Annotated in this window: 2 protein-coding genes; both read left to right on the forward strand. The window is 73.0% G+C overall.

The window, feature by feature from the left end; translation table 11 throughout:
• The first annotated feature begins 19 nt into the window (after positions 1-19).
• Complete coding sequence (locus ACZ4YL_RS12145) at positions 20-4,993, forward strand: type I polyketide synthase (RefSeq protein ID WP_468116259.1); 4,974 nt, start codon at positions 20-22, stop codon at positions 4,991-4,993.
• A gap of 82 nt (positions 4,994-5,075) precedes the next feature.
• Positions 5,076-15,887: a type I polyketide synthase gene (locus ACZ4YL_RS12150; protein ID WP_468116261.1), complete on the forward strand. Its 10,812-nt coding sequence runs from the start codon at positions 5,076-5,078 to the stop codon at positions 15,885-15,887.

Here is a 15,887-nt window from a genome sequence, read left to right on the forward strand (position 1 = left end):
AAGAATGGTTGAGACCCTGATGGCGCATGACGACAAGCTCCGCGACTACCTCCGGCGCGCGACGACCGACCTCCAGGACACCCGCCGCCGGCTGCGCGAGGTCGAGGAGGCGCGCAACGAACCCGTGGCGATCATCGGGATGAGCGGCCGCTACCCCGGCGGCGTACGGTCCCCGGAGGACCTCTGGCGGGTCGTGGCCGACGGCGTCGACGTCGTCTCCGACTTCCCGACCGACCGGGGCTGGAACACCGAAGCGGTGTACGACCCGGAGCCCGGCAAGCCCGGCAGGACGTACGTCCGCAGGGGCGGATTCCTGCACGACGCCGCGGAGTTCGACGCGGAGTTCTTCGGGATCAGCCCTCGCGAGGCACCGGAGACCGACCCGCAGCAGCGGCTGCTCCTGGAGGTCTCCTGGGAGGCCTTGGAGCGGGCCGGGATCGACCCCACGTCGCTCAGGGGCAGCAGGACGGGAGTCTTCGCCGGGCTGATGCACCACGACTACCCGCGCTCCAGCACCGCGGGCAGCATCGTCTCCGGCATCGTGTCCTACACCTTCGGTCTTGAGGGCCCCGCGGTGACCACGGACACCGCCTGCTCGTCCTCGCTGGTCGCGCTCCACCTGGCCTGCCAGTCGCTGCGCGCCGGTGACTCCACACTCGCCCTGGCGGGCGGCGTGTGCGTGATGGCGACGCCACAGCTGTTCGTCGAGTTCAGCAGGCAGCGTGCCCTGTCCCCGGACGGCCGCTGCCGCTCCTTCGCCGACACGGCGGACGGAGCGGGCTGGGCGGAGGGCGCGGGCATCCTCGTCCTGGAACGGCTGTCCGACGCCCGCCGCAACGGGCACCCCGTCCTGGCCGTCGTACGCGGCTCCGCCGTCAACCAGGACGGCGCGAGCAACGGCCTGATGGCGCCCAACGGACCGTCCCAGCAGCGCGTCATCCGAGCCGCGCTGAAGAACGCCGGGCTGGTGGCCGCCGACGTCGACGCCGTCGAGGCGCACGGCACCGGCACCACCCTGGGCGACCCCATCGAGGCCCAGGCGATCCTCGCCACCTACGGCCAGGACCGCCCCGAAGGACGGCCGCTGAGGCTCGGCTCGATCAAGTCCAACATGGGCCACCCGCAGTCCGCGGCCGGAGTCGCGGGCGTCATGAAGATGGTGCTCGCCCTCCAGCACGAGACACTGCCGCGCACCCTGCACATCGACCGGCCGACGCCCCACGTCGACTGGTCGGCGGGCCGGGTCGAGCTGCTCACCGACGAGGTGCCCTGGCCCAGGGGCGAACGCCCCAGGCGCTTCGGTGTCTCCTCGTTCGGCATCAGCGGCACCAATGCGCACGCCATCCTCGAAGAGGCCCCGGTCCCCGAGGGCACCACCCCGGCCCCCGGGGACGCCTCCGCCCCCGACAGTGCCGGGGAGCCCGCAGTGCGCACCGCGCCCCTGGTCACCGAAGAGCCCGGTGTGACCCCCTGGCTGCTCTCGGCCCGCAGCGAGCCCGCGCTCCGTGCCCAGGCCGGGCGGCTCGCCACCCACCTCCTGGAGCGGCCCGAACTCACTCCCGGCGAAGTGGCGTTGTCGCTCGCGGTCGGCCGCGCGACCTTCGAGCACCGGGCCGTCGCGATCGGCGCCGGCCGCGAGGAGCTGCTGCGCGGGCTCACCGCCCTCTCCGAAGGCGAGGACACCCCGGGGCTCGTGCGCGGCGAGGTGCGGGGCAACGGCGGGACGGCGTTCCTCTTCACCGGACAGGGTGCGCAGCGCCCCGGTATGGGGCAGGAGCTGTACGAGGCGTTCCCCGCCTATGCCGCCGCCTTCGACGCGGTGTGCGCGCAGCTCGACGGACTGCTGCCCGGGCCGCTGCGCGAGGTCGTGTTCGCCGCACCCGGATCCGACGGAGCGGCGCTCCTGGACCGCACGCTCTACACGCAGACCGGGCTCTTCGCGACCGAGGTGGCGTTGTACCGGCTGCTCGAAACCCTGGGGGTGCGCCCCGACTGCGTCGTCGGACACTCGGTCGGTGAGATCGCCGCCGCCCACATCGCGGGTGTCCTCTCGCTGCCCGACGCGGCGCGGTTGGTGGCCGCACGGGGCCGGCTGATGGACGCGCTGCCCGAGGGCGGCGCGATGATCGCGGTGCAGGCCGCCGAGGCCGACGTCACTCCGCTGCTGGCCGGCCGCGAGGAGCAACTGGCTCTCGCCGCCGTCAACGGGCCGACGGAGGTGGTGCTCTCCGGCGACGAGGATGCCGCCACCGAGGTCGCCGCGCTCCTCGCCGAGCGCGGCGCCCGCACCAAGCGGCTGCGCGTCAGCCACGCCTTCCACTCGCCCCGCATGAACGGCATGCTCGAAGAGTTCCGCCGGGTGCTCGAAGGCCTGACCTTCCACGAGCCGTCGGTCCCCGTCGTCTCCAACGTCACCGGCGAGTTCGCCACCGCCGGCGAACTGGGCACCCCGGACTACTGGGTGCGCCACGTCCGCGGCACCGTGCGATTCCTCGACGGGCTGTGCACCCTGCGCGGCCACGGCGCGGACACCTACCTGGAGATCGGCCCCGGCGCGACGCTCACCGCGATGGCCGGCGAAGGCCTCGACGCCACTGAGGACGGCGCGCCGCGGGCTGTCTGCGTGCCCGCCCTGCGCGGCGGCGCCCCAGAACCGCAGAGCTTGCTCACCGCGCTCGCCCAGCTCCACGTCCGGGGCGTCGACGTCGACTGGACCGGCTGCCTCACGGGCCGCCGGGCCCGCCGCGTCGATCTGCCGACGTACGCCTTCCAACGCCGCCGGTACTGGGCCGAGACCGAGCCCGAGACCACTGCCCCCCGCGTTGGCAGCGCGGCCGACGGCGCTTTCTGGGCCGCCGTCGAACGAGCCGACCTGGACTCCCTCGCCGGCACCCTGGAAGTACGCGGCGGCGACCAGCGGGCGTCACTCGGCGCGGTGCTGCCGCTGCTCACCGACTGGCGCAGGCAGAGCGTCGAGCACGCCACGGTGGACGCCTGGCGCTACCGCATCGGCTGGCAGCCGTACTCCGCGCCCCGGGGCTCCGCGCTCGCCGGCACCTGGCTGGCCGTGCTGCCCGCCGACGGCACCGGGGAGGAGTGGGCCGAGGCCGTCGTACGGACCCTCACCGAGCGCGGCGCCGACGTCGTACGGATCCGCGCCACGGCGGCGGACACCGACCGCAAGGCGATGGCCGACCACCTGCGCACGGAGGTGGGCCCCAACACCCCCCTCACGGGCGTCGTCTCCCTGCTCGCCCTCGACGAGACCCCCGACCCGCGCGGCCCCGTCGCCCCCCGGGGCCTCACCTCCACCGTGGCGCTCGTCCAGGCCCTCGCCGACCTCGACACCCCCGCGCCGGTGTGGAGCCTGACCCGCGGCGCGGTCGCGGCGGGCGCCACCGAGGAGCTGGTCAACCCCGGGCAGGCACAGGTCTGGGGACTGGGCCGGGTCGTCGCACTGGAGACTCCGGAGCTGTGGGGCGGACTCGTCGACCTGCCCGCAGACGCCGCGCCCGACGGGCAACTGACGGCCCGGCTGGCCGACGCACTCGCCGACACCACGGGCGAGGACCAGATCGCGGTACGGGCCGCGGGTGTCTTCGTACGCCGCCTGGAGCGCGCCACCAGCGCCACCAGCCCGGCGGCCGGCGAATGGCGGCCCACCGGGACCGTGCTGCTGACCGGCGGCACCGGCGCGGTCGGCGCACACGTCGCGCGGTGGCTGGCCCGCTCCGGTGCCGACCACCTCGTACTGGCTGGCCGCCGGGGCGACCGGGCGCCCGGCGCCCGGGAGCTGGCGGCCGAACTCACCGAGCTCGGCGCCACGGTGACCCTCGCCGCCTGCGACGTGTCCGACCGCGACGCCCTCGCCGAACTGCTGGCGAAGCTGCCCGCCGACGCCCCGCTGACCGCCGTCATGCACGCCGCCGGCGTACTCGACGACGGCACCCTCGGCTCCCTCACCCCCGAACGGCTCGCCGGAGTGCTGCGGCCCAAGGTGGCCGCCGCCCGCAACCTGCACGAGCTGACCCAGCACCTCGACCTGTCCGCCTTCGTGTCGTTCTCCTCCGTCGCGGGCCTGCTCGGCGGCGCGGGACAGGCCGCGTACGCGGCGGCCAACGCCTACCTGGACGCCCTGGCCGACCATCGCAGGGCACGCGGTCTCGCGGCCTCCTCCATCGCCTGGGGGCCCTGGGGCGGCGGCGGCATGGCCACCAAGGAGGAGACCCAGGACCGCGCCTGGTGGCGCGGCCTCACCGAACTGGACCCGGGCCTCGCCGTGGCCGCGCTCCAAGGCGTCCTGGAACGCGGCGAGAGCGGCATCGGCGTCGTCGACGCCGACTGGGCCGAGCTCGCGCCCTCGTTCACCGCGGGCCGCACCAGCCCGCTCATCGGGGGGGTCCCCGAAGCCCAGCGGGCACTGACCGCCGACCGGCCCCGGGGCGGCGCCCCGTCGGCGGCCGACGCGGCCCGGTTCGCCGAGCACCTCGCCGGACTGACCGCGAGCGAGCAACGGCGCGCCGTGCTCGACCTGGTGCGCGGGCAGGTCGCCACGGTGCTCGGACACGACAGCCCCGAGGCCGTACCGCCCACGAGGGCCTTCAAGGACATGGGCTTCGACTCGCTGACCGCGGTCGAACTGCGCAACCGCATGAACACCGCCACCGGCCTGAAACTGCCGGCCACCCTGCTCTTCGACTTCGCCAACTCCGCAGCCCTGGCGGAGCAGCTGCACGAGGCACTGGTGGTACCCGCCGACGGTGCGGCGAGTGGCTCCGTGGCCGCCGAACTGGACCGACTGGAGGCACTCGTGGCGTCCCTCGCACCGGAAGAGATCGAACGCACCAAGGTCACCACCCGACTCCAAGCCCTGCTGACCCGGCTGAACGAGGCGAACGGCACCCAGGAGGCGGCCGCGGTCGCCCACCAGCTGAAGGCCGCTTCGGCAGACGAATTGTTCGACTTCATCGACAAGGAACTCGGGATCTCCTGACGGGAACTCACGTGCTCCCGAAGCGTCGTCTGCACGAACAGTTCCACAAACAGTTCCTGGAATTAAGAGAATTGGTGAGGCCCTGATGGGGAACGAAGAGAAGCTGCTCGACTATCTCAAGCGCACCACGGCCGACCTCGCACAAACGCGGCAGCGGCTGCGTGACGTCGAGTCGGAACCGATCGCGATCGTGGGGATGGCCTGCCGCTTCCCGGGTGAGGTGCGCTCACCGGAAGACCTCTGGGAACTGGTCGTCCAGGAGAAGGACGCCATCAGCGGATTCCCGGACGACCGCGGCTGGGACACCGGTGGCCTCTACGACAGCGAGGACGAACGGGCCGTCAGCGGATACACCCGCAGCGGCGGGTTCCTGCACGGCGCGAGCGAGTTCGACGCCGAGTTCTTCGGGATCAGCCCGCGCGAGGCGATCGCCATGGACCCGCAGCAGCGGCTGCTCCTCGAAGCCTCCTGGGAGGCCTTCGAGCGGGCCGGCATATCCCCCGACTCGTTCAAGGGCGGCCCCGTCGGCGTCTTCACCGGCACCAACGGCCAGTCGTACTTCGGCCTGAAGCTGCCCGAGGAGTCCTCGGCGTACATGACGACCGGCACCAACGGCGCGGTGCTCTCCGGCCGGATCTCCTACGCCCTCGGCTTCGAGGGGCCCTCGGTCTCCGTGGACACCGCGTGCTCCTCGTCGCTGGTGGCGCTGCACCTCGCCGTCCAGGCGCTGCGCAGCGGCGAGTGCTCCCTCGCGCTGGCGAGCGGCGTCACCGTGATGGCGACCCCGGATCCGTTCATCGCGTTCGGCAAGGCCCGCGGTCTGTCCGCCGACGGGCGCTGCAAGGCCTTCGCGGAGGCCGCGGACGGCACCGGCTGGGGCGAGGGCGCCGGTGTACTGCTCGTCGAGCGCCTCGCGGACGCCCGCAGGAACGGCCACCCCGTCATGGCCGTCGTACGCGGCTCCGCACTCAACCAGGACGGTGCGAGCAACGGCATCACCGCCCCCAACGGCCCCTCCCAGCAGCGGGTCATCCGCGCCGCGCTGGCCAGCGCCGGGCTGTCCACTGCCGATGTGGACGTCGTGGAGGCGCATGGCACCGGCACCACGCTGGGCGACCCGATCGAGGCGCAGGCGCTCCTCGCGACGTACGGCCAGGGGCGCACCGCCGAAAACCCGCTGCGACTGGGTTCCGTCAAGTCCAACATCGGCCACACCCAGGCGGCGGCCGGAGTCGCGGGCGTCATCAAAATGGTCATGGCGATGCGCCACGGCATCCTGCCCAGGACCTTGCACGTCGACGAGCCGTCCCGGCACATCGACTGGACCGCGGGCAACGTCGAGCTGCTCACCGAGCGGACGGTGTGGGAGCGCACCGACCAGCCCTATCGCGCGGCGGTCTCCTCCTTCGGTCTCAGCGGCACCAACGCGCACGTGATCCTCGAAGAGGCGCCCGCCATCCTCGAAGAGGCGCCCGCCGCGCCCGCCGGGGAGGAGGCGTCGCGGCCCGCCGCCGGGTCCGGCTGGCCGTCGGGCGTTCCGGTGCCGTGGGTGGTGTCCGGACGTACCGCTGCGGCGCTGCGTGCGCAGATCGACCGGCTGCGGGAGTTCACCGCAGGACCGGAGCCGTCCCCGGTCGACGTGGGCTTCTCCCTCGCCGCCACGCGCGCCGTGCACGAGCACCGCGCGGTGGTGCTGGGCTCCGACCGGGCGGAGCTGCTTGCCGGCCTCAAGGCGCTGGCCGCCGGGGACGGGATCCGCGGCACTGTGCGCGCCGAGAGCAAGACGGCGTTCCTGTTCACCGGTCAGGGCAGTCAGCGGGTGGGTATGGGCCGGGAACTCGCGGCCCGGTTCCCGGTGTTCGGGCGTGCGTTGGATGAGGTCTGTGTCCTTCTGGATGAGGGTCTTGAGCGTCCGTTGCGGGAGGTGATCGACGGGGACCAGGGGCTGTTGGACCGGACGGTCTATACGCAGGCTGCGTTGTTTGCGGTCGAGGTGGCGTTGTTCCGTTTGGTGGAGTCTTTCGGGGTGCGCCCTGACTTTGTCGGTGGTCATTCGGTGGGGGAGATTGCGGCTGCGCATGTGGCGGGGGTGTTGTCTCTGGAGGATGCCTGTCGTCTGGTTGCCGCGCGGGGTCGTTTGATGCAGGCGCTGCCTGCCGGTGGTGTGATGGTGGCGGTGCGGGCTGCCGAGGCGGATGTACTGCCGCTGCTGACTGCCGGTGTGGGTCTTGCGGCGGTGAACGGGCCGCAGTCCGTGGTGGTCTCGGGCGCGGAAGGTGCGGTGTCGGAGGTGGTGGCGCGGCTGGAGGCGCGGGGTGTTGTGGCCAGGCGGCTGGCGGTCTCGCACGCGTTCCACTCGCCGTTGATGGACCCGATGCTGGAGGAGTTCCGGCAGGTGGTGCGGCAGATCGAGTTCGGTGAGCCGCGTATTGCGGTGGTCTCCAACGTCACCGGCACCATCGCCGGTGCGCGGGACCTCGCCGACCCCGAGTACTGGGTGCGTCATGTCCGTGAGCCGGTGCGGTTCGCCGACGGGATCCGGGCGCTCGAAGCCGCGGGCGTCTCGACCTTCATCGAGCTGGGTCCCGACGGCATCCTGTCCGCGATGGCCCAGCCGTCCCTGGAGAAGCCCGAAGCCGCCCTGCTCGTCCCCGTCCTGCGCAAGGGGCGGGACGAGGCGCACACCCTGCTGGCCGCGCTCGCCCAGGCCTTCCGGGCCGGCACCTCCGTCGACTGGTCGACGCTGTTCGCCGGCACCGGGGCGCGCCCGGTGGACCTTCCCACGTATGCCTTCCAGCGCGAGCGCTACTGGCTCGACCAGGCCCCCGCCCCGGCCGACGCCTCCTCGCTCGGGCTGGGCGCCACCGGGCACCCGATGCTGAGCGCGGTCGTCCAACTGCCCGACTCCGAAGGGCTGATGCTCAGCGGGCGCCTGTCGCACGACAGCCATCCCTGGCTCGGCGACCACATGGTGTCCGGCACGGTCGTCGTCCCCGGCACCGCACTCGTCGAGATGGCGGTCCGCGCCGGCCAGCAGGTCGGATGCGACCGGGTCGAGGAACTCGTTCTGGAAGCACCGCTGGTGCTGCCCGCGACCGGCGGGGTGCAGGTACTCGTGCTGCTCGGTGCGCCGGGCAGCGGTGGTGCCCGCGACGTTCGGCTGTACTCGCGCGACGCCGACGCACCCACCGAGACGGCGTGGACCTGCCACGCGACTGGCGCACTGACGACAGGCCGGCGCCGCGCACCCTTCGATTTCGCTGCCTGGCCGCCCGAGGGCGCCGCACCGGTCGCCGTGGACGCGGTCTACCCGGACTTCGCAGCGGGCGGCCTCCAGTACGGCCCGGTGTTCCAAGGGCTTACGGCCGCGTGGCGGCACGGCGACGAGGTGTTCGCGGAGGTCACGCTCCCCGACGCCGTCCACACCGACGCCGTGGACTTCGGGCTGCACCCGGCGGCGTTTGATGCGGCGCTGCACGCGGTGAGCCTTTCGGAGGCCGTCAGCCAGGGCGGTCTGCCGTTCGCCTGGACGGACGTGGAGCTGTTCGCGACCGGCGCCACCCACCTCCGGGTGCGGGTGCGCGCGGTTGACGGCAGGGACGCGGCGTCGCTGGACATCGCGGACGCAGAGGGCCGGCCGGTGGCGTCGGTGGGCGCCCTGGTAGTACGCCCCGTCTCGGACGCCCAGATCAAGGCCGCGGCCGGGGCCCGCAACGACTCGCTCCACCGGCTCTCGTGGACACCGCTCCCGGCCGGGGAAGTGGCCGACGGCAGCTGGGCGGTGCTCGGTGGGGGAGGCGACGGAGGACAGTGGGCGGACCGGCTCGGGGTCGCGTCCGTGCTTGACGCCGAAGCCGATACGGATGCCGGGGCGGCAGCCGACTTCGTGCTGTTGCCCATTGGCGCCGCGACGTCCGATGCCGGCGCCGGCGCCGGCGCCGCGGCCTCCGACCTGGTGGGGTCCGTGCACGCCGAGACCGAACGGGTGCTGGCCACCCTCAAGGGCCGGCTGGCCGACGACCGGTACGCCGCGTCCACCCTGGTCGTGCTGACCCGCGGCGCGGTGGCCTTCGACGGCGGTGACGTGCAGGACCTGGCCGGCGCTGCCGCCGCAGGGCTGGTGCGCTCCGCGCAGGCCGAGAACCCCGGCCGGATCGTCCTGGTCGACATCGACGACGACGTACGGTCCCCGCGCGCCCTGCCGGCTGCCGTGGCCACCCTCGGCGAGGGCCGACTGGCGGTGCGCGCGGGCGAGATCCACGCCGCGCGCCTGACCCGCGCCCTGCCCGCCGGGGAACCGGGCCGGCCTCCCGCCGCCTCCGAGGCCGACGGCACCGTACTCATCACCGGCGCGACCGGTGGCCTGGGCGCCCTCTTCGCCCGCCACCTGGTGACCGAGCGCGGAGTCCGCCATCTGCTGCTGGTCGGCCGACGCGGCAAGGACGCACCCGGTACGGCCGAACTTCAGGCCGAACTCCTCAAGTCGGGCGCCCTCAGCGTCACCTTCGCGGCCTGCGACGTCGCCGACCGCGAGGCACTCGCCGCGCTGCTGGCCACCGTCCCCGCCGAGCATCCGCTGACGGGCGTCGTGCACGCCGCGGGCATCCTCGACGACGGCACCGTCGCGTCGCTGCTCCCGGCACAGCTGCACACCGTGCTGCGCCCCAAGGTCGACGCGTCCTGGAACCTGCACGAACTGACCCGCGACCACCCCCTCTCGTCCTTCGTGCTGTTCTCGTCGGCCGCCGGGGCCCTCGGCGTCCCAGGGCAGGGCAACTACGCGGCGGCCAACGCCTTCCTCGACGCCCTCGCGGCACGCAGGAGAGCCATGGGGCTCACCGCCACCTCGCTCGCCTGGGGGCCCTGGGCCGAGGGCGGCGGCATGGCCGGCGCACTGGCCGAGGTCGACCGTGAGCGGATGTCCCGCGGCGGCATCGTCCCGCTGAATGCCGACGAGGGCCTCGCGCTGTTCGAAGCCGCCCGGGACTCGGGTGAGCCCGCGCTCGTACCCGTCAAACTCGACCCCGCGGCGCTCCGAGCCCAGGGCGAGACGCTCGACCCGCTCTTCCGCGGATTGGTGCCGGTCACCAGGCGAGCGGCCTCACGAGGCGGAGCCCAGGCGGACACGCTGGTCGCACGGCTGGCCGGGCTGGACCGGGCGGAGCGCGAGCGGGAGCTGCTGCACCTCGTGCGCACGCAGGTCACGCAGGTGCTCGGGCACAGCTCACCGGAGGCGGTCGAGCCCGAACGGCCTTTCAGCGAGCTGGGCTTCGACTCGCTGTCGGCGGTCGAGCTGCGCAACGGCGTGGGCGCGGCCACCGGCCTGCGCCTTCCCGCGACCCTCGTCTTCGACTACCCCTCGGCCGCCGCCCTGGCCGGCTACCTGTACGAGCAGCTGCTGGGCTCGCTGGAGGGCGCCGGGGAGCAGGCGGACGTACCGGGCCCGACGCGTCCCACCGCGACGGACAGCGATCCGATCGTGATCGTCGGCATGAGCGCACGCTACCCCGGCGGCATCAAGTCCGCTGACGACCTATGGGAGTTGGTCGCCGCAGGCCGCGACGCGGTCTCCGAGTTCCCCGACGACCGGGGCTGGGACCTGGACCGGCTCTACGACCCCACCCGGGTGCGCCCCGACACCAGCTACGTCAACGAGGGCGGCTTCCTGCACGACGCCGCCGACTTCGACGCCGCGTTCTTCCGCGTCAGCCCGAACGAGGCACTGGTCATCGACCCGCAGCAGCGGCTGCTTCTCGAAGCGTCCTGGGAGGCCATGGAGCACGCGGGGATCGACCCGGCGTCGCTGCGCGGCAGCAGGACCGGTGTGTTCGCCGGGCTGATGTACCACGACTACCCGACCAGCCACGCGATGGGCAGCGCCGTCTCCGGCCGGGTCTCCTACACCTTCGGCTTCGAGGGCCCGGCGGTGTCGGTCGACACGGCCTGCTCGTCGTCGTTGGTCGCACTGCACTGGGCCATCCAGGCCCTCCAGCGCGACGAGTGCTCGCTGGCGCTGGTCGGTGGCGTCGCGGTCATGGCGACCCCCGAGGTGTTCGTGGAGTTCAGCCGACAGAAGGGCCTGGCGGCCAACGGCCGGATCAAGGCGTTCGCGGAGGCCGCGGACGGCACGGCCTGGGGCGAGGGCGCCGGCGTACTCCTCGTGGAGCGGCTCTCGGACGCGCGCAGGAACGGTCATCAGGTGCTGGCGGTGGTACGTGGTTCCGCCGTCAACCAGGACGGTGCGAGCAACGGCCTGACCGCCCCCAACGGGCCTTCCCAGCAGCGCGTCATCCGAGCCGCACTGGCGAACGCCGGACTGTCGGCTGCCGACGTGGACGTGGTCGAGGCGCACGGCACCGGCACCACCCTGGGCGACCCCATCGAGGCACAGGCACTCATTGCCACGTACGGCCAGGAGCGGCCGGAGGGCCGTCCGCTGTGGCTCGGCTCGATCAAGTCCAACATGGGCCACACGCAGGCCGCAGCCGGTGTCGCGGGCATCATCAAGATGGTGCAGGCGATGCGGCACGGCGTCATGCCCAGGACCTTGTACGTCGACGAGCCGTCCACGCACGTCGACTGGGAGGCCGGAGCGGTCGAACTGTTGACCGAGGCCAGGACGTGGGAGACGACGGACGGTGCGCCGCGTCGTGCGGGTGTCTCGTCCTTCGGTATCAGCGGTACCAATGTGCATGTGATTGTGGAGGAGCCTCCGGGGCAGGTTTCGGGGGAGGTGGCCGGGGTCGCCGGGGTTGCCGGCGGGGATGTTTCTGTGTCGGGTTGGCCTGTGGGTGTTCCGGTGCCGTGGGTGGTGTCGGGCCGTACGGCGGATGCGTTGCGTGCGCAGGCGGCGCGGTTGTGCGAGTTTGTTGCTGGCCGTGCGGACTTCTCTCCGGTGGATACCGGTTTTTCGCTGGCGACTTCGCGTGCGCTCTTCGATCACCGTGCGGTGGTTTTGGGTACGGACCGTGGGGAGTTGTTGGCCGGGCTGGCGGAGGTGGCAGCGGGTGCGGGTGCTCGGGGTGCCTCGCGGGCGGAGGGGGGCAGGACGGCGTTCCTGTTCACCGGTCAGGGCAGTCAGCGGGTGGGTATGGGTCGGGAACTCGCGGCCCGGTTCCCGGTGTTCGGGCGTGCGTTGGATGAGGTCTGTGTCCTTCTGGATGAGGGTCTTGAGCGTCCGTTGCGGGAGGTGATCGACGGGGACCAGGGGCTGTTGGACCGGACGGTCTATACGCAGGCTGCGTTGTTTGCGGTCGAGGTGGCGTTGTTCCGTTTGGTGGAGTCTTTCGGGGTGCGCCCTGACTTCGTCGGTGGTCATTCGGTGGGGGAGATCGCGGCCGCGCACGTGTCGGGGATCCTTTCTCTGGAGGATGCCTGTCGTCTGGTTGCCGCGCGGGGTCGTTTGATGCAGGCGCTGCCTGCCGGTGGTGTGATGGTGGCGGTGCGGGCTGCCGAGGCGGATGTACTGCCCCTGCTGACTGCCGGCGTGGGTCTTGCGGCGGTGAACGGGCCGCAGTCCGTGGTGGTCTCGGGCGCGGAAGGTGCGGTGTCGGAGGTGGTGGCGCGGCTGGAGGCGCGGGGTGTTGTGGCCAGGCGGCTGGCGGTCTCGCACGCGTTTCACTCGCCGTTGATGGACCCGATGCTGGAGGAGTTCCGGCAGGTGGTGCGGCAGATCGAGTTCGGTGAGCCGCGTATTGCGGTGGTCTCGAATGTGACCGGGCGGGTTGCCGGTGCGCGGGACCTCGCCGACCCCGAGTACTGGGTGCGTCATGTCCGTGAGCCGGTGCGGTTCGCCGACGGGATCCGGGCGCTCGAAGCCGCGGGCGTCTCGACCTTCATCGAGCTGGGTCCCGACGGCGTCCTGTCCGCGATCGCCCAGCCGTCCCTGGAGGACACTGCGCTGCTGGTGCCGGTCCTGCGCAAGGGCCGGGACGAGGCGCAGACCCTGCTGACCGCGCTCGCCCAGGCCTTCCGGGCCGGCACCTCCGTCGACTGGTCGACGCTGTTCGCCGGCACCGGGGCGCGGTCGGTGGACCTTCCCACGTACGCCTTCCAGCGCGACCACTACTGGCTCGACGCGGACACCAGCGGTGGCAGCGGCTACAGCTCCTCCGAGCACTCCTTCCTCACCTCCTCGGTCGAGCTTGCCGAGGCCGACGGGGTGCTCTTCTCCGGCAAGGTCTCCGTGCAGTCCCATCCTTGGCTGTCCGACCACACCTTCGGGGGCGCGACGCTGTTCCCGGGCACGGGCTTCGTGGAGCTGGTCCTGCACGTCGGTGGCCGGATCGGTTGCGGGCGTGTCGCGGACCTGGTGCTCGAAGCCCCGCTGGTGCTCCCCGGGCGGGGCGGCGTGGATCTTCAGATCTCCGTCGGCACCCCGGACGCGACGGGTTCCCGGCGCTTCACCGTGCATTCGCGCCAGTCCGGGGCCGCGGCGGGCGACCCGTGGGCCCGGCATGCCACGGGCGCACTCGACGACGTCGTCTCGCAGCCCTCCTTCGACCTGGGGGTGTGGCCGCCGGTCGGTGCCGATGCGCTCGAACTGTCGGGCATGTACGAGCGGTTCGCCGACGGCGGGCTCGGTTACGGCCCGGCGTTCCAGGGGCTCACCGCCGCATGGCGCGACGGTGCCGACGTACTGGCCGACATCGTCCTCCCGGAAGAGGCCGTGGCGAGCGCTACGGGGTTCGGGCTGCACCCGGCGGCACTGGATGCCGCTCTGCACGCTGTCGGGCTCGCCAGGGACAGTGACCGGGCGGAGCTGCCGTTCGCGTGGTCGGACATCGAACTGTTCGCCACCGGCACCACCATGCTGCGGGTGCGGCTGCGCCCGGTGCCGGGCCGGGACGCCGTGGCCCTGGACATCGCCGACGACCGGGGCCGGCCCGTCGCCGTGGTGGGTTCGCTTTCCGTGCGGCCGGTCTCGGCGGACCAGCTGAGCTCCGGGGGAGCCGCGTTCCATGACTCCCTCTACCGGGTGGACTGGTCCCCGATCCACCCGGAGAGCACGGCCAGGACCGGATCCTGGGTCGTGGTCGGGCCGCAGGCCGCCAAGTGGGCAGCGAAGCTCGAGGCCGAGGAGGCCGACGGACTCGACCAGGCGACCGGTGCCGACGTGGTCGTGCTGGCGAGCGGCGCCGCCGCCGGTACGGGCAGCGAACCCGATGCCGTACGTACCGAGACGCACCGGGTGCTGGCCGCCCTCCGGGCCTGGCAGGCCGACGACCGGTTCGCCGCGTCCACCCTGGTCGTGCTGACCCGCGGGGCGGTGGCCGGTGACGCCGGTGAGGCGGTCGACCTGGCCGGCGCCGCCGTGGGCGGGCTGGTGCGCTCCGCGCAGGCCGAGAACCCCGGGCGGATCGTGCTGGCCGACCTCGACGACTCCGTCGCCTCGCGCGGTGCGCTGACCGCCGCCCTGGCGTCGGGCGAGGAGCAGGTGGCGCTACGCGAAGGCACGGTGCTCGTGCCCAGGCTGACCCGGGTCGCCCGGGTGGCCCCGGCCGGTGCGGACGCCGGTGAACTCCCGGCCGGTGCGGGCTCCGGCGCCGGGACCGTTCCCGCATGGGACGCGGCCGGCACGGTGCTGCTCACCGGAGCCACCGGCGGCCTGGGCGCGGTCTTCGCCCGCCACCTGGTGGCCGAACACGGCGTACGGCATCTGCTGCTCGTCAGCCGGCGCGGCGTGCAGGCTCCGGGCATCGGGGAACTGCGCGAGCAGCTCGTCGGGCTGGGCGCCACGACCGTCACCGTAGAGGCCTGCGACGTCGCCGACCGCGCCGCGCTGGCCGACGTCCTCGGGCGCGTCCCCGCCGACCGCCCACTGACCGGCGTAGTGCACGCCGCGGGTGTGCTGGACGACGCCACGATCGCGTCCCTCACTCCCGCCCGGATGGACGCCGTACTGCGCCCGAAGGTCGACGCGGCCTGGAACCTGCACCAGCTGACCCGGGACGCGGGACTCACGGCGTTTGTGCTGTTCTCGTCCGTCGGCGGTGTGCTGGGCGGTCCGGGACAGGGCAACTACGCAGCCGCCAACGCCTACTTGGACGCCCTCGCGCAACAGCGCCGGGCGTCCGGGCTGCCCGCCACGTCCCTCGCCTGGGGCATGTGGGGCACGGACGGCATGGCGGGCACGCTCAATGAGGCCGACGTGCGGCGCGCGGCCCGGGCCGGTGTGGAGGTGCTCACCGCCGAGCTCGGCACGGCTCTGTTCGACACGGCCGTCGCGCTCGGCGAGCCGGCACTGGTCCCGGTCAAGCTGAACCTCAAGGTACTCGGCGAGGCCGGTGCCGAACTCCCGGCGCTCTTGCGCGGGTTGGTGCGGGCCCCTGTGGCGCGACGGGTCGCCGACACCGCCGGCACCGGGGCCGACACGCTGCGGCGCAGGCTCGCCGAGGCACCCGAGGCCGAGCGCGAAACGCTGCTGCGCGACCTGGTCCGTGCTCAGGCCGCGGTCGTCCTGGGTCACCGGGGAACGGAGACCATCGAGGAGGAGCGGGCCTTCAACGAACTCGGCTTTGACTCGCTGACCTCCGTGGAGTTCCGCAACCGTATGAACGAGGCGACCGGGCTCCGACTGCCCGCTGCCCTGATCTTCGACTACCCGAGCATCCGCGCCCTCGCCGCCCACCTGAGGGAGCAACTGGCGCCAGAGGCAAGCCCGGAGGCGGAGGCCGAGGCGCGGCTGCACCGGGCCTTCCAGGCCCTTTCGCTGCCGCAGCTCCGGGCGGCAGGGCTGCTCGACAGCCTCCTCGAACTCACCGGACTGGGCAGCGGCCCGACGGGCGCAACCGAACAAGGGGTGTCCGAGGCCGAGTACGCCGAGGACATCGACGAGATGGACACCGAGAGCCTCATCGAGATGGCGCTCAACGACATGACGCGGGAGGCGTGA

This window comes from Streptomyces sp. NPDC030021 (assembly GCF_055574035.1).

What these genes read in the sequence shown, in the direction of transcription:
- ACZ4YL_RS12145 (WP_468116259.1), top strand. Translation starts at nt 20, where the DNA reads ATGGCGCATGACGACAAGCTCCGCGACTACCTCCGGCGCGCGACGACC.